Annotated in this window: 18 protein-coding genes and 4 tRNA genes; 6 read left to right on the top strand and 16 right to left on the bottom strand. The window is 50.6% G+C overall.

What is annotated here, in order from left to right; translation table 11 throughout:
* Positions 1 to 37 precede the first annotated feature (37 nt).
* Entirely contained in the window at positions 38 to 2,422 is a 2,385-nt protein-coding gene (locus DWZ40_RS11640) for a phosphoketolase family protein (protein WP_182431722.1), read from the bottom strand.
* Positions 2,423 to 2,698: 276 nt separating this feature from the next.
* Here DWZ40_RS11640 and DWZ40_RS11635 point away from each other — a divergent pair, with 276 nt between their 5' ends.
* Positions 2,699 to 3,598 (top strand): LysR family transcriptional regulator, encoded by a 900-nt coding sequence (locus DWZ40_RS11635; RefSeq protein WP_118543195.1) that lies wholly within the window; start codon positions 2,699 to 2,701, stop codon positions 3,596 to 3,598.
* A 47-nt stretch (positions 3,599 to 3,645) separates the two neighbouring features.
* On the opposite strand, the gene clpB is transcribed toward DWZ40_RS11635, so the two are convergent.
* Together clpB and DWZ40_RS11625 are read right to left on the bottom strand one after the other, a co-directional pair.
* On the bottom strand, positions 3,646 to 6,237 hold the full coding sequence (clpB, locus tag DWZ40_RS11630) for an ATP-dependent chaperone ClpB (protein WP_118543194.1): 2,592 nt from the start codon (positions 6,235 to 6,237) through the stop codon (positions 3,646 to 3,648).
* Between the two features lie 225 nt (positions 6,238 to 6,462).
* On the bottom strand, positions 6,463 to 6,984 hold the full coding sequence (locus DWZ40_RS11625; protein ID WP_118543193.1) for a phosphatase PAP2 family protein: 522 nt from the start codon (positions 6,982 to 6,984) through the stop codon (positions 6,463 to 6,465).
* Positions 6,985 to 7,331: 347 nt separating this feature from the next.
* On the opposite strand from DWZ40_RS11625, the gene bioB reads away from it, so the two are divergent.
* The 4 genes from bioB (at position 7,332) to DWZ40_RS11605 (ending at position 10,886) form a co-directional block, all read left to right on the top strand.
* Positions 7,332 to 8,303: a biotin synthase BioB gene (bioB, locus tag DWZ40_RS11620; protein ID WP_118543192.1), complete on the top strand. Its 972-nt coding sequence runs from the start codon at positions 7,332 to 7,334 to the stop codon at positions 8,301 to 8,303.
* A gap of 22 nt (positions 8,304 to 8,325) precedes the next feature.
* Positions 8,326 to 8,886, top strand: coding sequence for a biotin transporter BioY (locus DWZ40_RS11615; RefSeq protein WP_118543191.1), 561 nt, complete (start codon positions 8,326 to 8,328; stop codon positions 8,884 to 8,886).
* A gap of 93 nt (positions 8,887 to 8,979) precedes the next feature.
* A complete protein-coding gene (locus DWZ40_RS11610) occupies positions 8,980 to 9,690 on the top strand; it encodes an alpha/beta hydrolase (protein ID WP_118543190.1) in 711 nt (236 codons plus the stop codon).
* A gap of 62 nt (positions 9,691 to 9,752) precedes the next feature.
* Positions 9,753 to 10,886, top strand: coding sequence for a diguanylate cyclase (locus DWZ40_RS11605; RefSeq protein WP_347560080.1), 1,134 nt, complete (start codon positions 9,753 to 9,755; stop codon positions 10,884 to 10,886).
* A gap of 3 nt (positions 10,887 to 10,889) precedes the next feature.
* Here DWZ40_RS11605 and bsh read toward each other — a convergent pair whose 3' ends face one another.
* Positions 10,890 to 11,879: a choloylglycine hydrolase gene (gene bsh / locus DWZ40_RS11600; protein WP_118543189.1), complete on the bottom strand. Its 990-nt coding sequence runs from the start codon at positions 11,877 to 11,879 to the stop codon at positions 10,890 to 10,892.
* Between the two features lie 166 nt (positions 11,880 to 12,045).
* Between bsh and hcp the strand changes: the two genes are divergently transcribed.
* On the top strand, positions 12,046 to 13,680 hold the full coding sequence (gene hcp, locus DWZ40_RS11595) for a hydroxylamine reductase (protein WP_118543188.1): 1,635 nt from the start codon (positions 12,046 to 12,048) through the stop codon (positions 13,678 to 13,680).
* Positions 13,681 to 13,737: 57 nt separating this feature from the next.
* On the opposite strand, the gene DWZ40_RS11590 is transcribed toward hcp, so the two are convergent.
* From DWZ40_RS11590 to tilS, 12 genes are all read right to left on the bottom strand, one after another.
* Positions 13,738 to 14,676 (bottom strand): mechanosensitive ion channel domain-containing protein, encoded by a 939-nt coding sequence (locus DWZ40_RS11590; protein WP_243035321.1) that lies wholly within the window; start codon positions 14,674 to 14,676, stop codon positions 13,738 to 13,740.
* 8 nt (positions 14,677 to 14,684) lie between these two features.
* Entirely contained in the window at positions 14,685 to 16,196 is a 1,512-nt protein-coding gene (locus DWZ40_RS11585) for an AAA family ATPase (protein WP_118543187.1), read from the bottom strand.
* Between the two features lie 112 nt (positions 16,197 to 16,308).
* A complete protein-coding gene (locus DWZ40_RS11580; protein WP_118543186.1) occupies positions 16,309 to 17,679 on the bottom strand; it encodes a VWA-like domain-containing protein in 1,371 nt (456 codons plus the stop codon).
* Positions 17,680 to 17,786: 107 nt separating this feature from the next.
* The gene (locus DWZ40_RS11575) at positions 17,787 to 19,118 is read right to left on the bottom strand and encodes a leucine-rich repeat protein (RefSeq protein ID WP_182431721.1); all 1,332 of its coding nucleotides are present in this window, start codon (positions 19,116 to 19,118) and stop codon (positions 17,787 to 17,789) included.
* A 384-nt stretch (positions 19,119 to 19,502) separates the two neighbouring features.
* A tRNA-Gly gene (locus DWZ40_RS11570) sits at positions 19,503 to 19,575 on the bottom strand.
* 125 nt (positions 19,576 to 19,700) lie between these two features.
* Positions 19,701 to 19,773 (bottom strand) — tRNA-Phe (locus DWZ40_RS11565).
* Positions 19,774 to 19,795: 22 nt separating this feature from the next.
* Positions 19,796 to 19,881: transfer RNA gene (locus DWZ40_RS11560), tRNA-Leu, on the bottom strand.
* A 17-nt stretch (positions 19,882 to 19,898) separates the two neighbouring features.
* Positions 19,899 to 19,980: transfer RNA gene (locus DWZ40_RS11555), tRNA-Tyr, on the bottom strand.
* Between the two features lie 293 nt (positions 19,981 to 20,273).
* The gene (locus DWZ40_RS11550) at positions 20,274 to 22,346 is read right to left on the bottom strand and encodes a glycoside hydrolase family 13 protein (protein WP_118543213.1); all 2,073 of its coding nucleotides are present in this window, start codon (positions 22,344 to 22,346) and stop codon (positions 20,274 to 20,276) included.
* Between the two features lie 564 nt (positions 22,347 to 22,910).
* Positions 22,911 to 24,719, bottom strand: coding sequence for an ATP-dependent zinc metalloprotease FtsH (gene ftsH / locus DWZ40_RS11545; protein WP_118543184.1), 1,809 nt, complete (start codon positions 24,717 to 24,719; stop codon positions 22,911 to 22,913).
* 12 nt (positions 24,720 to 24,731) lie between these two features.
* Positions 24,732 to 25,262 (bottom strand): hypoxanthine phosphoribosyltransferase, encoded by a 531-nt coding sequence (hpt, locus tag DWZ40_RS11540; RefSeq protein WP_118543183.1) that lies wholly within the window; start codon positions 25,260 to 25,262, stop codon positions 24,732 to 24,734.
* Positions 25,252 to 26,823 (bottom strand): tRNA lysidine(34) synthetase TilS, encoded by a 1,572-nt coding sequence (gene tilS, locus DWZ40_RS11535; RefSeq protein ID WP_118543182.1) that lies wholly within the window; start codon positions 26,821 to 26,823, stop codon positions 25,252 to 25,254. The genes hpt and tilS overlap by 11 nt, the downstream gene beginning before the upstream one ends.
* Between the last annotated feature and the right edge of the window lie 174 nt (positions 26,824 to 26,997).

Genomic DNA, 26,997 nt, shown 5'->3' with positions numbered 1-26,997 from the left:
TCTATATATAATACTTCTGTTTCACTATCATCTGTACTTATTTTTCTACCGGTACATGCCACTCCCAGTTGCGGATCTCTTCGAGGTCCTGACCGTACTCGGCAATGTACTGCTTGTGCTCTACCAGTTTGTCGTTCATCTTCTGGATCAGGAAAGAACCACGGTTGCCAAGCTGCGGCAGATGCATCACGGCATCTTTCACCAGGCTGAAGCGGTCAAGCTGGTTCTGGACACGCATGTCGAACGGTGTCGTGATGGTACCTTCCTCCTGGTAACCATGAACAGACATATTGTGGTTGTTGCGCTCGTAGGTCAGCTCATGAATCAGGGTCGGATAACCGTGGAATGCGAAGATAACCGGCTTATCCGGAGTAAAGATTGCATCGTACTCTGCATCGCTTAAGCCGTGCGGATGTTTATGGTCGGACTCCATCTTGAACAGGTCAACCACATTTACAACGCGGATCTTCAGCTCAGGAAGCTCATCTCTCAGAATGGTAACGGCAGCCATGGTCTCCAGGGTCGGAGTATCGCCGCAGCATGCCATAACAACATCCGGCTCCTCGCCGCAGTCATTGCTTGCCCACTCCCAGATACCGATACCCTGGGTGCAGTGCTTTACAGCCTGCTCCATGGATAGCCACTGGCAGCTCGGATGCTTGGATGCAACGATCGCATTCACATAGTTCTTACTCTTGATGCAGTGATCGAAGCAGGACAGCAGGCAGTTGGTATCCGGCGGGAGATACATGCGGACAACGTCTGCTTTCTTGTTAGCGATATGGTCTAAAAATCCCGGATCCTGATGGGTAAATCCGTTGTGGTCCTGCTGCCATACGTTGGAAGTCAGGATGAAGTTTAAGGATGCGATCGGGCGTCTCCAGGACAGCTGGTTGCAGACTTTCAGCCACTTTGCGTGCTGCGCAGCCATAGAATCCACGATACGGATAAATGCCTCATAGCTTGCGAAGAAGCCATGACGGCCGGTCAGCAGGTAACCTTCCAGCCAGCCCTCGCACATATGCTCACTCAGCATACCATCCATGATACGGCCATTTCTTGCCAGCTTATCATCGGTCGGAAGCAGCTCGCCGTTCCAGTCGCGGTTCTGCTCCTCAAATACTTTGTAAAGACGGTTAGACATGCTCTCATCCGGTCCGAAGATACGGAAGTTCTTGCTGTCCTCATTGAGCTTAAAGATATCACGGATATAGCCGCCAAGTTCAATCATATCCTGAGCCTTGGTCTTGCCCGGCTCAACTGGAATGCCATACTCGCGGAAATCCGGGAGACGCAAATCTTTCAGCAGCAGTCCGCCGTTTGCATGCGGGTTTGCACCCAGACGCGCATTGCCCTTTGGAGCCAGCTCAGCCAGTTCCGAAATCAGACGTCCCGTTTCATCAAACAGCTCTTCTGCATGGTAGCTCTTTAACCACGCTTCTAACAGCTGTAAATGCTCCGGTTTTTCCATACTGATCGGCACCTGATGGGCACGGAAAGAACCCTCGATCTGCTGTCCGTCTACTACCTTCGGACCAGTCCAGCCCTTCGGAGTGCGCAGGATGATCATTGGCCACTTCGGACGCTCCGGATCCTGCTCCTCTCTTGCATGCTTCTGAATGGCTTTGATCTCCTCGATGACGGTATCCATGGTCTCTGCCATCTTCTTGTGCATGGTCATCGGGTCATCGCCCTCAACAAAGTACGGCTTCCAGCCGCAGCCCTCAAAGAAGGACTTGATCTCGTCATGCGGGATACGGGAGAAAATGGTCGGGTTGCTGATCTTGTAACCATTTAAGTGCAGGATTGGAAGAACTGCACCATCGGTGACCGGGTTTAAGAATTTATTGGACTGCCAGGAAGTCGCAAGCGGTCCGGTCTCTGCCTCGCCATCACCTACAACTACCGTTGCGATCAGGTCCGGGTTATCGAACACGGCGCCAAATGCATGCGCAATGGAGTACCCCAGCTCGCCGCCCTCGTTGATGGAACCAGGCGTTTCCGGAGCGCAGTGGCTCGGAACACCACACGGGAAGGAGAACTGCTTGAACATCTTCTTCATGCCTTCCTCATCCTGGCTGATATTTGGATATACCTCGCTGTAGCTTCCGTCCAGATAGGTGTTGGCGATCAGGAAGTTTCCGCCATGTCCCGGACCGGAAAGAAGGATCATATCCAGATCATAGCGCTTGATAGCACGGTTGCAGTGCACATACACAAAGTTCTGGCCAGGAACGGTTCCCCAGTGTCCTACGATTTTCTTTTTGATCTGATCCATGCTCAGCGGTTTCTTTAAAAGCGGATTATCTAACAGATATAACTGACCGGCAGACAGATAGTTTGCCGCACGCCAGTAGGCGTTCATCTTTTCCAGCATTTCCTCACACAGAGGCTGCTTTTCCAGACAGGTGTTGTTCTCCATGATCTTACCTCTTTCTTTGCTTACGTCGTTTTGCTGCTGTCTGCGCAACATGGGAAACGTTGCGTTTCTTGCTCAAAAATTTTTGTTTGTTATTTTTCTAACGTTTACGCATTGTATTTTCGCACATACAATCCAATCTGTAAAATGCAATTTCTGCATTATATTCATATCAATTTGATATGGATATGCCGCAAACCGTGGATTTTCCTTGATTTCTGTACTATAATGGAGACAACCTTTTGAGAAAAACAGACTGATAAACTTGGAGAATATACCATGACATCTAATTTCGAATACTATAAAATCTTTTACTATGTCGCAAAATACGGCAACTTAACCCGCGCCGCCGCTGCTTTAAACACTAGCCAGCCTGCCGTAACCCGCGTCATCCACAAGCTGGAAGCAGACCTTGGCTGCCGTCTCTTTATCCGCAGTAAATCCGGAATGGAATTGACCGCCGAGGGAAGCCGCTTCTTTGAATACGTCTCCGCCGGATGCCTGCAGTTTTTCCGCGCAGAAAGCCACTTAAGTGATCTGCTGCAGCTGGAGAATGGCAGCATCTCCATCAGCGCCACGGAAACCGCCCTGCACTCCTGGCTTTTTGAAGCCATGGAAAATTTCCATGAGGAATATCCCGGTGTCCACTTCCAGATCTTAAATCACAGCACCCAGGATTCCATTCAGGCTGTGCGGGACGGCAAGGTGGATTTTGCCGTGGTTTCTTCTCTCCCGCTCCATATTTCCGAGCCTCTGCGCATGAAAAAGCTGCACACCTACCGCGATATTCTCATCAGTGGAAAACGCTTCTCGGAACTGAAAGGTCATCCGGTCTCCCTGCGCGAGCTGGCCTCCTACCCCTGGATCAGCCTGACCTCGGAATCTATCAGCCGTACTTTTTTAAACACTTACTTTGCGCAGTACGGACTCTCCTTCTCACCTGACATGGAGCTGGCCACCACTGACCTGATTCTGCCCGCCGTGCGCCACAACTTAGGGATCGGGTTCATCCCGGAAGCCTTCGCCCACAGCGAACTCGCCGCCGGAAACATCTTCCAGATCCAGGTGCAGGAGCAGTTTCCGGAACGAAACATCCTACTAATCTCCGACTCCGAATATCCGCAGAGCGTGGCATCCAAGGCTTTCCAGAAATTCGCGAAAGAAATAAGCCCCGTGTGAACTGCCATTCGGCAGTTCACACGGGGCTGTTAAGCCTGATAATATTGTTATTCTACATATGCGATCAGCTTCTCGCCCTTCTCATCGGTATCGATCACGATGGTCTGACCTTCGCTGATATTGCCTTCCAGAATGATCCTTGCTGCCAGCGTCTCTACATTCTTCTGCAGATAACGTCTCAGCGGACGTGCGCCGTATGCCGGGTCGTAACCATGGTCGGTTACAAAGCTCTTGGCATTATCGGTCAGTTCTACCTTCAGTTCGCGGTCTTCCAGACGGCGGTTAACATCGGCTACCATCAGATCCACGATGTGGCTGATGTTATCCTTTGTTAACGGCTTGAAGAGGATCGTCTCATCCAGACGGTTCAAGAACTCCGGACGGAAGTGGGCACGCAGATCCTGCATGACCATAGCCTCAGCCTCCGGCTTGATATTGCCGTTTTCATCGATGCCATCCAGCAGATACTGGGAACCGATGTTGGAGGTCATGATCAGAATGGTGTTCTTGAAGTCCACGGTCTTGCCAGTGGAATCGGTGATACGACCATCGTCCAATACCTGAAGCAGGACATTGAATACATCCGGATGTGCCTTTTCCACCTCATCGAAGAGGACTACGGAGTACGGTTTTCTGCGGACTGCCTCAGTCAGCTGGCCACCCTCATCGTAACCAACGTATCCCGGAGGTGCTCCGATCAGGCGGGCTACAGAATGTTTCTCCATGTACTCACTCATATCGATACGGACCATATTGTTCTCATCGTCGAACAGTGCCTCAGCCAGGGCTTTCGCAAGCTCGGTCTTGCCGACACCGGTCGGTCCAAGGAACAGGAAGGAACCAATCGGTTTGGTCGGATCCTTGATCCCGGCTTTGGAACGAAGGATGGCTTCGGTTACCTTTTCCACGCCTTCATCCTGGCCTACGACCCGTTTGTGCAGCACGGTATCCAGATGCAGGATCTTGCTGCGCTCGCTCTCGTTTAATTTGTTTACCGGAATGCCAGTCCAGCGGGAGATGATCCGCGCGATCTCATCCTCGGTGACACTCTCATGCACCAGACTCAGATCCTGATTCTTGACCTTCTCCTCCTCGGCTTCCAGTTCTTTCTGCAGCTGCGGCAACTTGCCGTACTGCAATTCTGCTGCTTTATTTAAATCATACTGCTGCTGTGCAGTCGCGATATCGCGGTTTACCTGCTCGATCTCCTCACGCAATGCGGACAGATGGGAAACGGAATTCTTCTCATTTTCCCACTGAGCCTTCTTGCTGGCGAATTCGTCGTGCAGCTCTGCCAGATTCTTCTGCAGATCAGCCAGACGCTCCTGGCTCAAATGATCTGTCTCTTTCTTTAATGCAGTCTCCTCAATCTCCATCTGCATGATCTTTCTGGAAAGTTCATCCAGTTCGGTCGGCATGGAGTCAAGCTCGGTCTTGATCAGGGCACAGGCCTCATCGACCAGGTCGATCGCCTTATCCGGCAGGAAGCGGTCGGTGATGTAACGGTCAGAAAGCACAGCTGCTGCCACCAGGGCAGAGTCCGTGATCTTGACACCATGGAACACTTCGTAACGCTCCTTGATACCACGCAGAATGGAAATGGTATCTTCTACGGTCGGCTGGTCTACCAGCACCGGCTGGAAACGACGTTCCAGGGCCGCATCTTTCTCAATGTATTTCCGGTATTCATCCAGTGTGGTCGCACCGATACAGTGCAGCTCGCCTCTGGCCAGCATCGGCTTTAAGAGGTTGCCCGCATCCATGGAACCTTCGGTTTTTCCGGCTCCCACAATGGTATGCAGCTCATCGATGAACAGAATGATCTGTCCTTCGCTCTTTTTGACTTCTTCCAGGACCGCTTTCAAACGCTCCTCGAACTCACCGCGATACTTCGCACCTGCGACCAGTGCGCCCATATCCAGCGCAAACAGCTTGCGGTTCTTTAAGCCTTCCGGCACATCGCCGCGGACAATACGCTGGGCCAGTCCCTCGACAACCGCCGTCTTACCAACACCAGGCTCACCGATCAGGACCGGGTTGTTCTTGGTCTTTCGGGAAAGAATCTGGATTACGTTACGGATCTCGCTGTCACGACCGATGACCGGGTCAAGCTTCTGGTCCTTCGCACGCTCTACCAGGTCGTAGCCATATTTTTCCAGGGTGTCATAGGTTGCTTCCGGATTGTCGCTGACAACTCTCTGGTTGCCGCGCACCGTAGACAGTGCCTGCAAAAAGGTGTCGCGGGTAATGCCATACTGACGGAACAGCTCCTTCATGGTGCGGTCCGCATACTTTAACATGGACAGGAAAATATGCTCTACAGAGACATACTCATCGCCCATGGCTTTGGATTCGTCCTCCGCATTGATGAGGACTTTATTTAAATCATTGCTGATGTAAACCTGGCTGGAACCGCTTACCTTCGGCAGTCCTGCCAGCTTCTGCTGTGCTTCATTGGTAATCAGCTCTTTGCTGATGCCCATCTTGGTTAACAATTTTAAAATGAGGCTGTCATCCAGTGTGAGCAGACTGTAAAACAGATGCTCCTGTTCAATCTGCTGATTGCCATATTCGTAAGCAAGCTTTTCACAGTTCTGGACGGCTTCCATTGATTTCTGGGTAAATTTGTTTATATTCATAAATCACACCTCCATTCCTTTTAGTGCAACGTCATCTTTTATCTCATCTGTTATACTGCTTCTATAACATTGACTGTACTATAGCACATGTTGTTAGCACTGTCAAGAGGTGAGTGCTAATTTTTTGTGAAGAATTTGTGTTTCTCACAATGCCATCTTCTGCAACTGCAAAAAAAGCTGGTTTTTCATCTGGAGGAATCCAAAAAAGTGCTTTCCAGTTAATTTTTACCGGGATGACTTAGCAGAAATTTTCTTTATCATCCAGTTTCCTGCGTACCCGCAAATGCATCCCACAAGAACACCTGCGAGCACATCCGTCGGATAATGCACATACAGATACAATCTGGAAAATGCGATCAACACCGCTAACACCAGTGCACCTTTCCAGATTTTCTTCTCCCCGGCAAAAAAGAGTGCCGACACGACAGCGAAGGCTGCCGCCGTATGACCGGACGGAAAAGAATAATCTGCCGGTTTTGAGACAAGAAGCTGAATCGACAGATTTGCTGTAAATGGGCGTGCCCTGCCTACCAACGGCTTCAAAATACCATTGCATAAAACCATATCCAGTGCCAGCGCCGCAAGCACCACCATACCGTACTTTCTTGTTTTGGGGATCAACAGCAAAACACAGGTAAGGACAATCCAGATAATTCCCGCATTTCCTACGCCCGTGATCAGACACATCAGCGAATCCCCAAGCGGTGTCCGAAAAGTCTGGATCCAGTCTAATATTCTTAATTCCATAATATTGATTCACCCTTCCTTTGATTTCCGGCAGCAGCCCCAAACCGGTCCTGCCCGGAAAATCATTTTATCATTTCTATAGGATATCGAATCGTACCTATCATATCGTATCTCGATTTTACCAACCTATTTTTAACAAAACAACGGTATTTTCGAAACAAATTCGAAACTCTGAAAATTTCATCGCAATACATGGACTCCCTTGTCCACATGCTCTGACTGTCTTCTATTTCCTTGCATCTAATTGTTAACTAATTTTCAATTATAGGTTGACAATCATATCTCCCCGTGCTATTTTATTTCTCAAAGCCAATTTTTATTTACCATATCAAAGGAGATCCGATCTTATGAGCACAACGCCTGATATTTCCACCGATCCACAGCTTTCCCGCGAGGAAGCGCTTGCCATCTTAAACACTCCGGATGGAGAACTTCCGGAACTCATCGCCCGTGCAGAGGTCCTGCGCAGAAAGTATAAAGGAAACCATGTAAGCATCCATATCCTGACCAATGCCCGCAGCGGAAACTGTTCCCAGGACTGCGCTTACTGTGCCCAGTCCTGCCGCTCCAAAGCTGAGATTGATAAATACAAATGGGTAGACGATGAGAAATTATATAAAGACAATGACTTTGTCAACGAGAACCATCTGTCCCGCCACTGTATCGGCTTAAGCGGAATGAAATTCACCGACGCGGAAATCGAAGATCTGGCGAAACGGATCCGTAAAATGAAAGAAACCGGTACACATCTGTGCTGTTCCATTGGTTTTCTGACCGAGCATCAGGCAAAAATTTTAAAAGAAGCCGGACTCGACCGCATCAACCACAATTTAAACAGCAGCCGTTCCTATTATCCCAACATCTGCTCCACCCATACCTTTGAGCAGCGCGTGGCCAACATCAAAATGCTTCAGGAACTGGGATTTGAGATCTGCAGCGGCGGAATCATCGGCATGGGCGAGTCCAAAGAAGATGTTGTCGACATGCTTCTGGAACTCCGCGAGATCCAGCCGGAAGCACTCCCGATCAATTTCCTGCTTCCGATCCCGGGTACGCCGTTAGAGCACGCCGATATTTCTGGGCTCACAACGGAATACTGTCTGAAGGTGCTCTGCCTTGCCAGACTTCTGGTCCCGAAATCTGATATCCGCTGTGCTGCCGGACGGGAAGTTTATTTTAAGGGAAAAGAAAAAGACCTGCTCCGCGTGGTGGATTCCATTTTTGCCTCCGGTTACCTGACCGCGGGCGGGCAGGGAATCCAGGATACCATCCGGGCCATTGAGGAAGCCGGTTTCACTTACGAAATCGAATCCGCTTAACAAAAAACGAAAGGAGTTCACTATGACAAACCAGACTACCGCCGGATCTTTCCGGAGAAGCAACACTTATGCCATGACTATGATAGCGCTTATGACCGCTGTCACCTGTATTCTCGCACCGCTGTCCATCCCGATCGGGCCGGTGCCGATCTCTCTTACTAATTTCGCCATCTATCTGTCTCTTTACCTGTTGGATTGGAAAAAAGGGACAATCAGTTATTTCCTTTATTTATTGCTCGGCTTTGCCGGACTTCCTGTCTTTTCCGGTTTTACCGGTGGCGTTGCCAAGCTCGCCGGACCAACCGGCGGTTACATAGTAGGCTTTATCCCGATGGCAATCATTGCCGGATTTGTGATTGACCACTACAAAAAGCGCTGGCTTCAGCTGGTCGGCATGATCGTCGGCACCCTGGTCTGCTATGCACTCGGAACCGTATGGTTCTGCTTCCAGGCCAACTACACGGTATCGGCTGCCCTTGCAGTCTGCGTTATCCCATTTATCCCGGCTGACCTCATCAAGATGGTGCTTGCCATGAGTATCGGTCCGGAAATCCGCAAAAGACTGGGTTCTGTGGTTCAATAATAGCAACAACTGTAGTATAATGGATGTCATGAGTGTCTCCATGAGACAACGAATCGTAAAAACACAAAACCTTAAACAAGCGAGGAAAAAAACATGACATCCATCCGAGGTCTCCTGATCAGTCATATGATCTGGAAAAATATGAATCATAATGCGCCACATAAAAAGCATTCTGCCGCAAGACACCGCTGGCAGGATGCTATTTTCAATAAAGACCGCTTGCCAGAAGCCTACACCTGGTCTGCAGAGACCACACCAGGCGGCACTGCCTTTCAACGTGTCATCCGTACAGACACCGGACGTACCGGACGTGTACTCCTATATTTTCATGGAGGTGCCTACCGGGACGGCCTGGTGCCATCCTACCGCAATTTTTCCACCGGCTTTTTTCAAGCAGCCAATGGCTGCGAGACCATTTACCTGGATTACCGGTGCGCTCCGGACTACCAATACCCCACACAATTAAATGAAGCCCTGGATCTTTGGGATAATCTTACCAAACGGCAGGGTTATGCGCCGGACCAGATCATACTGGGCGGTGACTCCGCAGGCGCCAATCTGGCCCTGGCTCTGCTCTTAAAGCTGCGGGATCTAAACAAAACCATGCCGAGAGCCGCATTCTGCATCTCCGCCTGGACCGACATGACCTGCAACACCCAGAGCTTCCGTGACAATTACGGAAGGGATGTCATGTTCGGCAACAAGGGAAAAACTCTGACCGAAGAGCGCCTGCAGGCACTCATGCAGGGAAAGATTTCTTACCACCGGCTTCTGGATTTTATCCGGGAAAGCTTCGCCCGTTAACAGCGTTTTAAATATTATGGAAACAATAGCCGCATTATAGCACATTTTTCGGAGGAGTTCTTATGAAACAAACATCATCAGCATCTTCAGACAGCATTGTCATGACACGTTCCCAGTTTGTCTCGGAACAGATAAAGAAACTGCAGAATTTTTTCACTGCCCTGCAAAGCATACTGATCGTGATCCTGATCGGACTTGTCAGCACCATGATGGTCCAGATCGGACAGATCCAGGGCACAGCCCGGGTCATCAACTATGCCGGACTGGTGCGCGGTGCGACCCAGCGTCTGGTCAAGCTCGAAATTACCGATGCCCCGAACAATAATCTGATCCAATATCTGGACAATATTCTGACTGGTCTGAAATACGGCACCGGCGAATACGAGCTGGTGCGTATCCCGGACGATACCTACCAGCAGAAGCTGGATGAACAGGTTGCCTACTGGGAAAAGCTAAAACAGGAGATTCTTCTGGTCCGCGAAAACGGATATCTGAAAACCGATGTGGTTGGCATGAGTGAGACCTACTTCGCCCTTGCCGACCAGACCGTAACCGCCGCTGAGGATTATTCCGAAATGCTGGCACGCCATATCCGGTCGATTGAATACATCTCCGCAGCCGTTATGATCCTGCTTCTTGTGCTGATTCTCCGCCAGTATATCACCGCAAGAAAAATCGCAAAAGCAAACAAAATCCTCCAGCAAAAGGCGTATCTTGACGTTCACACCGGCCTTCCTAACAAGAGCCGCTGCGAGGAGCTTTTGCAGGATTCCAGCTTTATCTCGGCAGAGGAACCCATCGGCTGCCTGGTTTTTGACCTGAATAACTTAAAAACCGTCAATGACTCCCTGGGGCACTCTGCCGGAGATGCGCTGATCTCCAATTTCGCACGGATCCTTAGAAACACCATCCCATCCATGGATTTTGTGGGACGCTACGGCGGCGATGAATTTATGGCTGTGATCTACAACACCGATGAACCCCAGATCATGTCCCATCTGAAGGCATTAAAGGAAATGGTTGACCGCTTCAACCAGTATGGAAAGCACACGCCAATCAGCTATGCATGCGGCTGGGCAGTATCCACCGAGTACAAAGAATGCACGCTGCGGACGCTGTTCGACAAGGCAGATCACTACATGTATCTGAATAAGCAGAAAAGTAAGATGGGGCGGGAATATAGCTCGGGGAAATAATTGTTATTTTCTCCGGTTCTGCCAGCAGATCTGCTCACCCTGCACAAGCGGATACCGTGCGAGTTCTGCCCCGTCCAGATTCTCCGCATGCATGTCCACGCCTGTAATCTGGTGATTTTCGTAGGTGGTGTAGTAGTAGATTCCCTTGTCTGCATTGCAACAGGAAGTATAAATCGTAATCTCATACTTTTCGCCGCCTACATCACAACAGCCTCTCTGCTGCTCTACGGAGTGCAGGATATGGAAGAACTGGCTCACGCTTGCGCTTTCAGAGTCTTTCGATAAAGAATTTGCACGGACATAAGCAGCCCGTATAAAGCGGGATGCAGAAGATAGATCGCCCGGCAGCCCCAATGCACCCATACCGCGACTGTAGGTCGTAAGGTCAAGTCCCGGTGCGAAGGTGTTTTCCGGCTGCCTCGGAGACAGACCGCGGTAATCATTTAAGCGGAACATCTGCTGCGGAAACGGCGGGTTGTTTGTGAGGACTCCGGCCGGATTATCATAAATATGAAGTCCGTCTGCCACGGCTTCCATTACGATGGTTTCTTCCCGGTCCGCGATCATCCAGTGGAGCTGGGAAACCGGATATTTTTCATTGAATGGCGTATTCGTGATCTGGATTTTTGCAAGCAGCGCACGCACCTCTTTCACAGTTGCGCACTGTCCCAACAGCCACAGCGGCAGTTCAAACTGCGCAACATTTTCTTTTGTTCCATCGGTTACGGGTTCTCCGTACACAGCGTTTCCCACAAAGTTCAGACCGGCCATGCCGAGCCCTTTTTCATTTACCGCATCGTAATAAAGCGGATAGTTATCCGCAATATGTGCCATGCCGATCATGGCATAATGATGCTCCATCTCACCAAGGAAACGGAAATGGAACGGATAATTCCGGGGTGTGACTGTAACCTCCTCCCCGTACGGAAATTCGTAATCCAGATTCCGTCCAAAATAAAAGTCTTTTGTTTTATAGACTGCTGCTGTACACATCGCGGTTCCTCCTTCTTTATCATTCCATATATTTCCAGCATTTTAACACCATTATAATGCAATTTTGTTGTTTTAACAACATTCAAATGCCGCAATATCTATTATACTCTAACCATGTTGCTACTAATATTATTTTTATTGTTTGTTTTATAAGGAGGAAATATTTATGAGTCAGAATATGTTTTGCTATCAGTGCCAGGAAACTGCAGGCTGTACCGGATGCACCAATTCCGGTGTCTGCGGAAAAACTCCGGATGTCGCTGCCATGCAGGACCTTTTAGTATATGTTACCCGCGGGATTTCCGCTGTCACCACGCATCTGCGCAGCCTGGGAACCGAAATCAGCGCTGAGATCAACCATCTCATCACTGTGAATCTCTTCACCACCATCACCAACGCGAACTTTGACAAAGAGATGATCGTTGCCCGCATCCGCGAAACGCTGGACACCAAGGAAAATCTCTTAAAGCAATGCCCGGATACCTCCGTGCTTCCGGCTGCCGCACTCTGGAACGGTGAGGAACATACCTTTGCAGTCAAAGCGGCCCTGGTAGGGGTTCTCTCTACCAAGGATGAGGATATCCGCAGCCTGCGCGAGATGATCACTTATGGTTTAAAAGGACTTTCCGCCTACAGCAAGCACGCGAATGCCCTGTTAAAGGAGAATGCGGAGCTGGATGCTTTCCTGCAGCGCGCCCTGGCCGCTACGCTGGATGATTCCCTGACTGTCTCGGATTATGTAAACTTAACCCTGGAGACCGGAAAATACGGTGTGGAGGGCATGGCTCTGTTGGATGCAGCCAATACCGGCGCTTACGGTCACCCGGAAATGACCCGTGTAAACATTGGTGTCGGCAAGCGCCCGGGCATTCTGGTTTCCGGCCACGACCTGCGCGACCTTGAGATGCTGCTGATCCAGACACAGGGAACCGGTGTAGATGTATACACCCATTCCGAGATGCTTCCGGCCCACTACTATCCGGCTTTCAAGAAGTATCCGAACTTCGTCGGCAACTATGGAAATGCATGGTGGAAACAGAAAGAAGAGTTTGAGAGCTTCAACGGACCGATCCTTATGACGACCAACTGCATCGTGCCGCCGAAGGACAGCTATAAAGACCGCCTCTACACCACCGGTGCAGCCGGATATCCGGGCTGTAAGCACATCGGCGGTGAGATTGGCGAAGAAAAAGATTTCTCTGAAATCATCGAGCAGGCAAAACGCTGCGCCGCTCCAACGGAGATTGAGCAGGGTGAGATCCTGGGCGGCTTTGCCCACAACCAGGTGCTGGCCCTGGCTGACCAGATCGTAGACGCAGTAAAAACCGGTGCGATCCGGAAGTTCGTAGTTATGGCTGGCTGTGACGGACGGGCCAAATCCAGAAACTACTACACCGATTTTGCAAAGGCACTGCCGCACGATGCCGTGATCTTAACCGCAGGCTGCGCAAAGTACAAATATAATAAGCTGGACCTGGGCGATATCAACGGGATCCCGCGTGTGCTGGATGCCGGACAGTGCAATGACTCGTACTCCCTGGCTGTCATCGCACTGAAATTAAAGGAAGTTTTCGGTCTGGACGACATCAACGACCTGCCGATCGTCTACAACATCGCGTGGTATGAGCAGAAAGCGGTCATTGTCCTGCTGGCGCTTTTATACCTTGGTGTGAAGAATATCCACTTAGGACCGACCCTTCCGGCCTTCTTATCCCCAAATGTTGCGAAAGTTCTGGTGGAAAACTTCGGCATCACGGGTATTGGAACGGTTGAAGAGGATCTGAAATTATTTTTCGAGTAATGGAGTTTCTGCAAAAATGCACCGCAAGCCAAAAGCCTGCGGTGCATTTTCAATGTCTCACTGATGTTTGATATTCACATCCATCTGGTTGAACGGGATCTCAATGCCGTTCGCATCGAACACTTCCTTAATGCTTTCCAGCACATCCCAGCGGACCTGCCAGTAATTTTCCGTTTTGGTCCAGCCGCGGCAGCCGAGCATAACCGCGCTGTCGGCCAGTTCATCCACATAAACGGTGATGCCGTCCTCTGCCAGTACCAGCGGATGCTTCTCGTACACCTGACGGATCAGCTCTTTTGCCTTTTTGATATCGGCACCGTAACCGATTCCTATCACCAGGTCTACCCGGCGCTTTTCCTGGGAAGTGACATTCACAACCGTGCTGTTGGAAATCTGGCCATTGGGGATCGTAATCTTTTTGTTATCGACCGTAATGATGGTGGTGTAAGCCAGGCCGATACTCTGTACCGTTCCCTCGTATCCGCCGCTCACAATATAGTCATGCACGCCAAACGGACGCAGCAGCAGCAGCAGGATTCCGCCTGCCACATTCGCCAGGCTGCCCTGCAGGGAAAGGCCAACGGCCAGTCCGGCAGAACCCAAAAGCGCGATGATGGAGGCCGACGGGATACCGATCTTATCGGCCGCGATAAAGATCGCCAGCGCGTAAATGCAGGCATCTGCCACAGAGATCAGGAAACGGCTGATACTCGGATCCAGATTCATGCGTATAAAGGTCTTATGTAAGAACTTGCGCACGGCATGCACGATCCGGTTTCCGATCACCAGAATGAGAATGGCGATCGCCAGACGGTATCCGAAGCTCATAAGTCCCGGAAGCCAGCTCTTTACGGTTTCTAAAATTACATTGGGTTTTAAATTCTGCAGATCCTCCTGAACCTCTTCTGCCACTGCCTTGGTTTCCTCCAAAACAGTAGAAAGGTCTGCATCCGTTTCTGCTGCCGTGAGCAGCATCAGCTTTGTCAAAAACATCATTGTGGTTCTTACCCTCTCTTATTTAGTAGTGCTTCGATCTCCTGCTCCTCCTGGGAGAACAGCAGATTCCGGTTGTACTGGTAATAGCGCTCGCATTCATAATCCTGCAGGAAATGAACGCTGTATGCCCCGGTATTGAGTTCTGTCACAAACAGCACCAGCTCCTGGCTGTTTGCAAAAGCCGCTTCCATAAAGTCAAACGCATGCTCCAGCGCTGCGCCCGCCTCGTCGAACCGTTCCTCATAACGGTCACTGTCCACGCCAAAACGCTCACGCAACAGCGCAAAGCCCCCGTCCCAGTCGGTGATGCCGCTCTTTAAGAGTGCCATGGAATCCTCTTCCAGTTTGGCACTCACCGCACGGCAGGTGCGAAGCTGTGCGCGGGAGAGCAGGGCATTTTCCAGCCGGTTGGTCCAGTCTGCGCGGAATTGATTGGCAAGTGCTGCCAGGGCATTTGCCAGCACACCATCCCGGTTTGCTGTTTGGGCATTCTGCAGCTTTTTCATCTGCTCCATACGCAGACTCATCATCTCTTCCATATAAATAAGATTTCGGAACTTTTCATTCAGCCCCGACAGAAGCAGGCTCACCACGCTGATGCGCTCATCAAAGGATGCCCGCTGCAGCTTGTCCACCGCAGCCTCGGAAATATGACCCGCAAGCACCTGCTCCACCTGGTAATCATCCTGGTATTTGTAGTACAGCTCCAGATAATTTGCAAAGTCCTTCGCAATCTTTGGAAACTGCAGATATTCTCCCACCAGTTCCCGGTCCATCTTGCGGCCCTGCTTTTCGTAGATCCAGATCAGTTCGGACAGATCTTCCCAGCCACGCGGCGTCACAAAGCGCTTGCCGTCCACCGTCGTCTCGATCTGACAGAAATTCTGCGGCCGCACGCTCAGATAAGAAAGGATCGCCGGATGCACCCCGGCTGTCTTTGCATACTCTTTCCAGACGTTCAGATCCGGCTCCACATCGATGCGGCGGATCCGGTCCATGGTGACGATATCGAACTCGCGCACTGACTTGTTGTATTCCGGCGGGTTTCCTGCTGCCACAATGATCCAGCCCTCCGGAATCTTATGGTTTCCAAACGACTTGCCCTGCAGAAACTGCAGCATAGTCGGTGCCAATGTTTCCGACACACAGTTGATTTCATCGATAAACAGAATGCCCTCCGGCATACCGCTCCGTTCCATGCGCTCGTAGACCGATGCCACGATCTCACTCATCGTATACTCGGTAACGGCATACTCCTTTCCGCCGTACTGTTTATGCTCGATAAAGGGCAGTCCCACCGCACTCTGCCGGGTATGATGGGTGATGGTATAAGCCACCAGACCGATCTGACATTCCTGCGCCACTTGCTCCATAATCTGGGTCTTGCCGATTCCCGGCGGTCCGATCAGAAGCATCGGGCGCTGGCGGATGGAGGGAATCTCGTAAGCCCCAAACTCATCCTTTGCCAGATACGCGGCCACAGTGTCTTTGATTTCCTGTTTTGCCCGCTTAATGTTCATGATTCCTATTCTTCCTTTCCAATGTAATTCTGTCGTAACTGTTCCGTACCTTCACAGTTACGTTCCGTCCGTCATGTTCGCTGCCTGTGACATCGTTCTCCAGCAGCTGCTCCTAAAGCGGACCGTCCTTCGCTGCCTTACTGCCAGAAGATTGTCCTCCGCTGTTCTCCAGCAGCTGCTCCGGCTCCAGGATCAGCTTCATGGCCCAGGCCGGGACAGAAATATCGGTATACTGATCCTTCAAAAAGACGAAGGCAGTATCATACACCGGCCGTTTTACCGGATAGATCCCCTCTCCGTCTGTAAAATACAGCAGTCCCTTCAGGCGGCGAAAAGCCCCCTGGCGGATCAGTCCATTCACATACTCGAATGCCGGACGGAAATCCGTGCCGCCCTGCCCGATGATGGTAAAATCCCGCATGTAGGTTTCCATCTCTTCCTGATTCGTAATGAGACGATCCTGCTGCACCTGTTCATCGCACTGGATGATGTGGATGTTGGTCTTCTTAAAATAACTGTCCGACTGACAAAGCACGTCGTAGGTTTCCTCCAGAAAACACCGCACCAGATCCCCGGAACAGGACATGGAGGTGTCGATCACCACAACAAAATCCTCGATCCGGCTGACTTCTTTGGATTCCAGCGGCTCGATGAGCGGCATGTTGCCATACAGCGAAAGCCCGTAGGTATAAAAGATCGCATCGAAGGAATCCGGATCGACCTGCATCTCCTCCCGCAGCACCGAAAAGCGCTGCAGAAAGTGACGGTAATCATACCGTTCCCGGTTCTCCACCTGGATCTGCTCTAGCATACTTTTATTTTCCTCGTCCTGCTGGTTTCCCATGGTCTCCATCTCGGTCTGCACCTTTTCCCGGTTATTGCTCCACTGCGTCTGGCGCACCATGGGAGTCTTCGGGGAATCCCCCGGGAGATCCCAGAAACTGTGGTCATCCACCAGAAATTCCGCTGCCAGACGCTCCAGCCTCCTCGGCTCCAGCTGCTCTTCCTTCAGCACACGATACACACCCTCTGCATTCAGCACAGTAAGCTTCGCATGCAGCCGTCCGTACCAGTCCCGGCGAAACGGCGTCGGTGCCACACGAATGCATTTTACATACATGTCGTCCAGCATGGATTCCACCGCAATATCGCAGGCCAGGTTCCAAAGTTCCGGTTCCCGTTTGCCGCGCGTGTCCATATGGCAGAACAGGCAGTGCAGCACCATGTGCAGATATGCCCGGTTCACATGCACGCGCCCCCTCTGGTACAGATCGCAGACGTAATCCGGATGATAGTAGATCACAAATCCATCTGTCCCCACACCACGGCAGCACGGGTCTGCCTCAAAGCCAAGCGAACTTAACGAAAGGTCCAGATACCGCATATTCAGGTACAGTTCATTCCTGGCATTCCGGAAGATCCGGGTACAAAGTTCCACCATATTCAGTTCTTCCAGCTGTCTGTGCCTGGTTGGATCGATCATGTTCCGTAATTCTCGTTACCAGACACACAACCATGTGCGTCCGACAGCGATTTCCCCTTTCTTATCTATAAACTGCCCATCGCCAAAAAACACTGCGAGGGCGATTTTCAAAATTCGAATCGGCGTTTCCGCTTTGATGACTGCGTTTTCACTGAATGTTCCATGTCACCAGTTAAATCCTGTATTGTTTCGGCATCCTGTAGTGCACCTGCAGACTGCATCGAATCTGCAGCCCGAAGCTGATGCCGCCGTTCCATCAGCCAGCTCACCATTTCCGTATCGCCGGATTCCTGAGCTATCTGAATAAATGTGGAAAGCTGGGCAGAGAAATTCTGAAGCGGCTGATTTTGTTCCGTATTCCGGAGTTGTTCTGCCGCAAGTTCTGGCTGCCGGGTTTCGCATTGATCCTTCCTTGGCATAAGCACCTCTTCTACCAGCCACGGCAGTTTTCCTGGTTCCAGGTTGCTCACGTGGTTCTTCTTCATGTTATCTGCCTGAATCAAAAGCCGTCCGGCCATCTCCCAGTGCTCCCGGATATAAGTCTGGTACTGTTCCCGGAATTTCTCCGATAATTCTTTGGGATAGAGCAGCCTTCCCAATGCCAGCTCTGTAACCAGTTCTTCTTTTTCCTGCACCTGTACATGTGGAAAAAGCTCATCGTAGCCCCGGTACTGGAACACCCGCCCGGCAAAACAGTACCGGTAACGATGCCCACAGCCATGCGTCTCGATGCAGACAATGCGGGCTGGTGTATTCTCAACCGAATCCTCGAAATACTCCGGAAAGATCAGTCTCGCCTCGTATTCTTCCGGCAGTTTCTCCGAAGACAGATCCAAGTTTTGCTGTTCTCTTTCCCGCTGCTTTGTTTCTTCCGGTTTTAAGATTTCCTGCCCTGCTTCCTTTCGCCCCGCCTGCCGCAGCGGCTGAATCATAGCTGTACACGGGTAGGAATTTTCTGAACTGAAAATTCCGTACGATACAGTTGTGGCTGCGGATTTTGCCGATTTGGAATGCGAAGCATCGGCAAAATCCCGTTGCTGCACACGCATGCGTGTGCAGTAACAATGGATCTGCACCCGCAAAGTCTGCCGGAGTTCTGTCAACATCTCCTTTAAGCAGGAACGCTCAGCCGGAAACTCCGTAATATCCAGATACTCTACTGCAGGTACACCCGCAAACAGCCCGGCACCAAGGTCCAGCACCCGGCTGTAACAATAAATTCTTTTAAGTTGTTCACACTCATAAAATCCGTACGCACCGATCTTTCTGACATACGGTGGAAGATGAATCTCCTCCACAGAACTGTGCGCCAGCACATAGGAGCCAAGCTCTGTCACCGGACAATCCTCAAAACGCTCCGGTACATAGATCACCGCCTCTGGGTCTTCGATCTGATCTATACGGATTTCATCGTTGCTTCTGGTATAAATAAACTTCATCGTAATGCCTCTATATTCTAACTTGTTGCTGAAAAACAACAAACAAATCCTGCTGTTTGCGCAACGCATGAACGGTAATAACTGCGTTACACTTTGCAGTCACACGGTTCTCTAATATATTAGAAAACTTTGGGGCAAAAGTAAAGCCTTGTTTGTTGTCTCTGTTTCTCCTATAATAACGATAATGGAAAGGAAGTGTTAACATGCCATTGGTCAAAGGTCCTTATACCTCCAAAGATTACTGGAATTTGCCAGAAGGCAAACCAAAAACCCCAGAGGGTCCTAATTAATCCTCTGGGGTTTTCTTCAAATAAAAACTTTCAGTAATTTCATTTATACAAACAAATAACGGATCCCGAATAACTCGGAACCCGTACTGTTGAGAGCGCGAGACGGGACTCGAACCCGCGACCCCGACCTTGGCAAGGTCGTACTCCACCAACTGAGCCACTCGCGCATATTTTATTGTTGTCTTTCGGACATTTCATATCTTACCACAAGTTATTTAGGATTGCAAGCACTTTTTCAAGTTTTTTTGAAATTCGTGAAAACCATGTGAATAAGAATCTTTGTATATCCAAGTGCCTTGGACCGGAATCGAACCAGTGACACGAGGATTTTCAGTCCTCTGCTCTACCAACTGAGCTACCAAGGCCTGTCCTGCCAAAAAGCTTTAATGCCGCAGGCCGGAATCGAACCGGCACGGGAGATTAGTCCCGCAGGATTTTAAGTCCTGTGCGTCTGCCAGTTCCGCCACTGCGGCATATCCTTTTCAGGAAATGGATGGAGGTGGATTCGAACCACCGAAAGCACAGCTAACAGATTTACAGTCTGCCCCCTTTGGCCACTCGGGAACCCATCCATACTAGCTTCGACAAGCAAAAATTATATTATCATACCAACTGCCAAAAAGCAAGCAGTTTTTTGCTTTTCCGTTTACTTTTATAGATACAAATTGCCAAAAAAGACCTCCGCACCGTGGCATGTTCCCGGTACGAAGGTCTTTTCTTTATCTGATTTTTTCCTGTCAGCCTATGTTTTCTTACGGTCAGCGCAGTAAATGCGCAGCCCTACTGAACAGTTACATTCCTCCATATTCTTCCGCGAGACTGCAGTCTATATGCGGTCTGTCATGCTGACACCGATTGGCGCTCCTTACACCAGCGCTCCGCTGGACAGCAGTACGCCGCTGTGCGCCGGTACATCCAGTGTCAGATATCCGTGGTCTGCATGGTAGTCTACCCGTCCTGCGTTATAGCCGCTCTCATAGGACATCATCATGCGGGTGATCACATCTTCATCGGTAATGCCAAGCTCCCAAACCGGCACGCTGACGGTTCTGCCATCGCCGCGGTTGTTGATGATGATCGCGCACTTATTTTCCCCGCTCATACGACCATACATGATAAGCTGACGGTCTGCCTGCAGCTGTTTTAAGGAGCCGCGACGCAGGGCCGGAAGTTTCTTGTGCAGGTCAATGAGATAACGGTGATACTCGATCAGTTCAAAATTTTCCGATCCCCATGGGTAGGTTCTGCGGTTATCCGGATCCGTCCAACCGCACACGCCTGCCTCATCGCCATAATATAAGGTCGGCGCACCAGGCCAGGTCATCTGCACCATAATGGCTTCCCGGAACGTTCCGTAATTGATGCCAAATTCTGCCATCTTCGCACCCGCACTGGCCAGACGTCCCACAATCTGGTTGGTCCTGGTCAGAAAACGGCTATGGTCGTGGTTTGACAGCTGGTTCATGGCCACCAATACCGACTGGGTCTGCATCCGGCTCATGTGGTAATACATGGAGCGGAAAAAGCTGACACCATCGCCGTAGAGAGCACCATTATACTCATCGCTGTGCTTTTCCATGCCCGTTAAAAACCAGGTCAGCGGCTCCATGAACGCGTCATAGTTCATGACCGTATCCCACTGGTCTCCGGCCAGCCAGCTGCTGGGGTCTCCATAATGCTCTGCCAGAATGATAGCCTCCGGATTTGCTTCTTTGACATGTTTGCGGAACTCCTGCCAGAATTTGTGGTTATACTCGCTGCTGTGACCCAGATCGGCTGCCACGTCCAGACGCCAGCCGTCTACCTGGTACGGTGCGGATACCCACTTGCGGGCAATCTTCATGATGTATTCAAACAGCTTCGGGGAATCCTCATAGTTTAACTTCGGCAGGGTATCGTGTCCCCACCAGCCATCGTAAGTGCCGTTATCCGACCATGCATCTTCATTGTAAAACTTAAAGAAGCTGCGGTACGGACTTTCCTTACTCTCATAAGCACCAGGCTCGTAGCTGCCCTGGTTGCTGTAGATTTTCTCACGGTCCAGCCATTTATTAAAAGAACCGCAATGATTGAAGACTCCGTCGATGATCACACGCATGCCGCGCTTGTGGACCTCCTCCATAAAACGGGCAAAAAAGGCATCACTGGCAGCCAGATTCTCCGGATCTGCACTGCGCATCTGGTAGCGGGTCGCATGGTCATTATTCACTGCATTCTCTGCCACCGGTTCTCCGCCATCTTTCACGATCACGCCATAGTGCGGATCGATGTGGTCATAATCCTGGCTGTCATACTTGTGATTGGATGGGGAGACGAACAGCGGATTAAAATAGATGACTTCCACCCCCAGATACTGCAGGTAATCCAGCTTGTCCCACACACCCTGCAGGTCTCCGCCATAAAAACAGCCCACATCCATCGTAGACGGATTGGTGCTCCAGTCCGTAACACGGTGTACCGGACGCCCAATGTAGACGTACTCACACTCTGTCACATCATTGCTCTTGTCTCCATTGCAGAAGCGGTCCACAAAGATCTGATACATGACCGCACCCTTGGCCCACTCCGGGGTGTGAAAACCCGGGGTAATGCGAAATGCATAGCAGCTCTGGATGTCCATCGTAGCTCCTAATCTGTTAAAATAACAGATTTCGTTATCCTTCACTACCTGGAAATAATACCGCTGTGGCTCACTGTCCGCCTCCATCCGGTATTCATAATAATCAAACAGGCGGTCCGAAGATACTTTGCGCATCTCTGCCTGAATGTTTTTATCTTCCTCAATATAAAAAACCCGGTCAACATTGTCTTTCGCGGTGCGAAAGCGGAGTGTTACAGTCTCGCCTGCGTCCGGTTCTTCCGGTCTGCGGTAATCCTGCGTCTCATCCGTAAACAATGCCTGCCGGTTGATTCCTTTTTCCTGATGCTCATCAAACATAACCCCTGCTCCTTCCTCCCGGGTTTGCTGTCTCTGTCCTGATTCTGCCTGTGTGTTACGCAGCAAAACGTTTGTGTAACGGTTCCGCATCCTCACAGTTACACGTTACTTTTCTCTTTCACCCGATGGAATCGTATAACCTCATTTTAAATGATTTTCATGTCAATGACAACATGTTTATTTTCTGAAAACAAACATCTACATTCCAGTCGTAGATAGGAATTTTCTGAACTGAAAATTCCGTACAGTACAGTCGTGGTAGCAGATTTTGCCGATTTGGAATGCGAAGCATCGGCAAAATCCCGCTGTTGTTTGCGCATTGCGCAAATAACAGCGAAAGAGCCAGCGGGGTAGCTGGCTCTTTCAGGAGAAGGTATTTCGTTTCTTATGGGGTGTAGCAAAAACTATATAATGTATTGGGGGGTTTACGTGTATTATAATAGCACGGACCAACCAATAAGTGTTAACAAACATGAACAAATTTCAAAACTTTTTTTGTGCATTTTGCATAGTTTCATCTGTTTTGTCCCGCTAAGCAACGCATCTATGCCTTCTGACTTCTTTTTATTTCTGGAACAGCGCCTCGAACTCTTCCTGTCCGATCTTCTCTTTCTCGATCAGCAGGGTGGTGCAGCTCTCCAGTACATCCCGGTGTTCCAGGATGATATTCTTTGCTTTTGCGTAGCACTCATCGATGATACGCTTTACTTCCGCGTCAATGGAAGCCGTCACCTCATCACTGTAAGCACGCACATGGCCAAAGTCTCTTCCGATGAATACCTCATCATCGTCGCTGCCGTAATCGATCATGCCGACCTTCTCGGACATACCATACTGGGTCACCATGGCACGCGCGATCTTGCTGGCATGCTTGATATCCTGGGAAGCACCGGTCGTCACATCACCGAAGATGATCTCCTCTGCAATCCGGCCGCCTAAGGATACCATGATATCCTGCAGCATCTTGCCCTTGGTGTTGAACATCTCGTTCTCACCCGGGAGCGGCATGGTGTAGCCTGCTGCCCCAACGCCGGTCGGGATGATGGATACCGTGTGAACCGGTCCTACATCCGGCAGTACATGGAACAGGATCGCATGACCAGACTCGTGGTATGCGGTAATCTTCTTCTCTTTCTCGGAAATGACACGGCTCTTCTTCTCCGCGCCGATGCCAACCTTGACAAATGCGCGGTCGATATCGCTCTGGCGGATAAAGCTGCGGTTTTCCTTTGCCGCAAGAATGGCTGCCTCGTTCATAAGGTTTTCCAGATCAGCTCCGGTAAAGCCGGAAGTCGTCTTTGCCACACGGGCCAGGTCTACGTCTTCTCCAAGCGGTTTTTCCTTGGAATGCACCTGAAGGATCTCCACGCGGCCCTTCACATCCGGACGGCCTACTGCAACCTTACGGTCAAAACGACCCGGACGTAAGATAGCCGGATCCAGGATATCTACACGGTTGGTCGCTGCCATGACGATGATGCCCTCATTGACACCGAAACCGTCCATCTCAACCAGAAGCTGGTTTAAGGTCTGCTCACGCTCGTCGTGGCCTCCGCCCATGCCGGTACCACGTCTGCGGGCTACGGCATCGATCTCATCGATAAATACAATACACGGAGCCGCCTTCTTGGCATCCTCAAATAAGTCGCGGACACGGGAAGCACCGACGCCGACAAACATCTCTACGAAATCGGAACCGGAGATGGAGAAGAACGGTACCCCCGCCTCACCGGCTACAGCCTTGGCAAGCAGGGTCTTACCGGTTCCAGGAGGGCCCACCAGGATCACACCTTTCGGGATTCTCGCGCCTACACTGGTGTACTTCTGGGGATTTCTCAGAAAATCCACCATCTCTTCCAGATCTTCTTTCTCTTCCTGGAGACCTGCCACATTTTTAAATGTCACATTGCTGGTGTTGGTCATGCGTGCACGGCTCTTGCCAAAGTTCATCATCTTGGCATTGGTACCGCCGCCTGCACCGGCTCTCATGTTCATGATGACCAGCATCAGGATCACTGCGCCTACAGAAATCACAACCGGAAGAATGATGCTCATCCAGTAACTGGTCTGCGGAACATCGTTCATGCTGTAATCAATGTCCGCATTCTGAAGCATCTGCTGGACCTGGTTTACATCAGAAACATAGGTCACATAAACCTCGCCTGCGCGGTTGGAAAGACGTACCTCACCGGTCGGTGTCTGCTCATTCTGGTAAATGATCAGGGAACTTACATTCCCACTTTCCAAAACCTGTTTGAACTGCTGGTAACTCAGCTCATTTTGTTTGCGCCCCGGCATAAAAGCCAGCGCCAGTACGATCAGAAGCAGCGGAAAAAGAAGCCAGCTGCCCCGAAAACTACTTTGCTGTTTCACTCACCGGCCTCCTTACTGATCTACCTCAACCACACCGATAAACGGCAGGTTGCGGTATTTCTGAGCGTAATCAAGTCCGTAGCCTACTACGAACTCATCCGGAATGGTAAAGCAGGTATAATCAACCTTGACCTGCTTTTTCACACGGCGCTCCGGCTTGTCAAGCAGGGTGCACAGGTGAATGCTCTTTGGTCCGCGCTGCTTTAATACCTCGATCAGGTAAGACAGGGTGCGGCCAGAGTCGATGATATCCTCCACGATCAGGACTTCTTTTCCTGCCAGGGACTCATCCAAGTCTTTTACAATGCGGACAACGCCGCTGGATTTGGTATCATCTCCATAGCTGGAAACGGACATGAAATCCATGGTAACCGGAACGGTAAGGCGTTTTGCCAGCTCACAGGTGAAAAATACGCCACCCTTTAAAATACAAATCAGGTGGATTTCTTTTCCCTCATAATCTTTGCTGATCTGTTCTGCTACTTCGCTGATTCGCTTGTTTACATCTTCTTCCGGCAACAATACTCTGATCTTATCTGCCATAATCTTTTCCTCCGTCGCAGGTTACCTGCAATATGTTTTGTGTTTTGTTATCTATCTTATAGTATTCGCTGATCCGGTAACCAACCACCCACAATACATGATCGTCCTCTGCAAGAAGCAGAATATGATCCCGCTCTTCTTTCGGGATTTTTTCATCGATCATAAAACGGGCAATGGTTTTCTTTCCTCCGGACGGCAGGATCAGATAATCTCCTGTCCGCCTGGTCCGCACCGACAGCGTACCTTTGATTTTATCATAGTCAAACCATTTCGTATACTGGTTTTTGGGAATTTCCTGGTCTTTTTGGCGAGAAAATACCGTCATGTGGAGCGCTTGGTCCATTTCCAGACTGTATTCTTCACCGTATCCGGGACCAGCTGCTTCTGTTTTCCGGAAAGCCATGTCCGGTCCGGTATTTCGGGTCAGCACAAGCGTCTCATATCCAAGCATTGCAATCAGACCTCCCGGGAGATCGATCCGGCTTCCCACCTGCTTTTCTGCCAGCTCCGTGATCTGATAAAAATGTCGGCTGGTTATATTTTTCCAGCCCGGATGAATCAGGTTTAACATATGCCGGATCAGGTAGGTTTTCAGAATGTCTGGCTGCGTTCGGATTGTGGCAAGGGGGATTTCCGCCCGGATACAATCTTTTGCAGCCTGTTTTTCCGAATCCCAGCACGTTGCCAAATCCCTGTTTCCAGAATCGCAGGACGCATCCCTTTTCTCCTTGCCGTACAGCTTCCCGGATGTCTTCCAGATTTCTGCTGCCTGATCTGCCAGATACGCATCTGCCTGCCCGATGATCTGCCCCGCCTGTAAAATGTGTTCCTCTGCCTGCGCATTCACCGCATCTTTCAGCAGCGGCAGCACCTCATTCCGGATCCGGTTTCTGGTATAATCCCCAGACTGATTCGTGCTGTCCTCACACCAGCCAATCCCTTCTGCATTCAGATACTCACGGATTTCCCCGCGTCCCACGCCAAGAAGCGGCCGGATGCGCCGTTCCTGCACTGGTCGTATCCCGGCAAGTCCGGTAAGCCCGCTGCCCCGGAGCAGATGATGCAGGATTGTCTCCGCATTGTCATTCCGATGATGGGCCAGCGCAATCTTCACCCGGTGTTCCGCCAAAAATTCCCGCTCCCACGCCTCAGCCTGCGCTTCCAGGATCTGATACCGCAGGATCCGTCCCGCTTCTTCCTCCGAAAGCCCATGCTCCGCTGCATACTCCGGAACCTGACAATGCAGCGCGATAAACGGAACCTGAAGCGTTCTGCAAAGCTCCCGCGCAAAAGCCTCATCCCGGTCTGCTTCCGCGCCGCGGATCCCATGGTTCACGTGGACTGCGCGCAGGGCAAAACAGGGATGTTCCTTTTCTGTCTCCGGCTCAGTCACCTGTCTCTCCACTCCGGCACTTTGACACTGCAGTCCCAATTGTGCAAGTTTCTTTAATACCACCAAAAGGCATACGGAGTCTGCACCGCCGGAAAGTGCCACGATCACACCGTCTCCCGGCAGGATCATATGCTGGTCCTGTATATAGTTTCTTACTTTTTGTAACATCTTATCCTTCCTGTATTCCCATTTTGTCCTGACACGTCTGTTACGGTCACGCAGGCGTGTCCGGCAACGGAATTTTATGATACTGCGTCTCTTACACTATACCTGTATTTTCTTCCTGCCGCAAGCGGTGTTTCCTGTTTCTGCGTCATTGTTCTCTTTTCCCAGTTCCAAGGT

The sequence above is a fragment of the Clostridium sp. AF32-12BH genome (assembly GCF_003477935.1).
GTDB lineage: Bacteria > Bacillota > Clostridia > Lachnospirales > Lachnospiraceae > Brotaphodocola.
Note: the sequence above shows the minus strand (reverse complement) of the source record. Positions and strands in the feature narration are given on the sequence as shown.

Coding starts and splice junctions, on each gene's coding strand:
- DWZ40_RS11590 (WP_243035321.1), bottom strand. CDS start 14,676: ATGATGTTTTTGACAAAGCTGATGCTGCTCACGGCAGCAGAAACGGAT.
- hcp (WP_118543188.1), top strand. CDS start 12,046: ATGAGTCAGAATATGTTTTGCTATCAGTGCCAGGAAACTGCAGGCTGT.
- DWZ40_RS11585 (WP_118543187.1), bottom strand. CDS start 16,196: ATGAACATTAAGCGGGCAAAACAGGAAATCAAAGACACTGTGGCCGCG.
- tilS (WP_118543182.1), bottom strand. CDS start 26,823: ATGTTACAAAAAGTAAGAAACTATATACAGGACCAGCATATGATCCTG.
- bioB (WP_118543192.1), top strand. CDS start 7,332: ATGAGCACAACGCCTGATATTTCCACCGATCCACAGCTTTCCCGCGAG.
- DWZ40_RS11615 (WP_118543191.1), top strand. CDS start 8,326: ATGACAAACCAGACTACCGCCGGATCTTTCCGGAGAAGCAACACTTAT.
- DWZ40_RS11625 (WP_118543193.1), bottom strand. CDS start 6,984: ATGGAATTAAGAATATTAGACTGGATCCAGACTTTTCGGACACCGCTT.
- hpt (WP_118543183.1), bottom strand. CDS start 25,262: ATGGCAGATAAGATCAGAGTATTGTTGCCGGAAGAAGATGTAAACAAG.
- clpB (WP_118543194.1), bottom strand. CDS start 6,237: ATGAATATAAACAAATTTACCCAGAAATCAATGGAAGCCGTCCAGAAC.
- DWZ40_RS11550 (WP_118543213.1), bottom strand. CDS start 22,346: ATGTTTGATGAGCATCAGGAAAAAGGAATCAACCGGCAGGCATTGTTT.
- bsh (WP_118543189.1), bottom strand. CDS start 11,879: ATGTGTACAGCAGCAGTCTATAAAACAAAAGACTTTTATTTTGGACGG.
- DWZ40_RS11605 (WP_347560080.1), top strand. CDS start 9,753: ATGAAACAAACATCATCAGCATCTTCAGACAGCATTGTCATGACACGT.
- DWZ40_RS11610 (WP_118543190.1), top strand. CDS start 8,980: ATGACATCCATCCGAGGTCTCCTGATCAGTCATATGATCTGGAAAAAT.
- DWZ40_RS11640 (WP_182431722.1), bottom strand. CDS start 2,422: ATGGAGAACAACACCTGTCTGGAAAAGCAGCCTCTGTGTGAGGAAATG.
- DWZ40_RS11635 (WP_118543195.1), top strand. CDS start 2,699: ATGACATCTAATTTCGAATACTATAAAATCTTTTACTATGTCGCAAAA.
- DWZ40_RS11575 (WP_182431721.1), bottom strand. CDS start 19,118: ATGAAGTTTATTTATACCAGAAGCAACGATGAAATCCGTATAGATCAG.
- DWZ40_RS11580 (WP_118543186.1), bottom strand. CDS start 17,679: ATGATCGATCCAACCAGGCACAGACAGCTGGAAGAACTGAATATGGTG.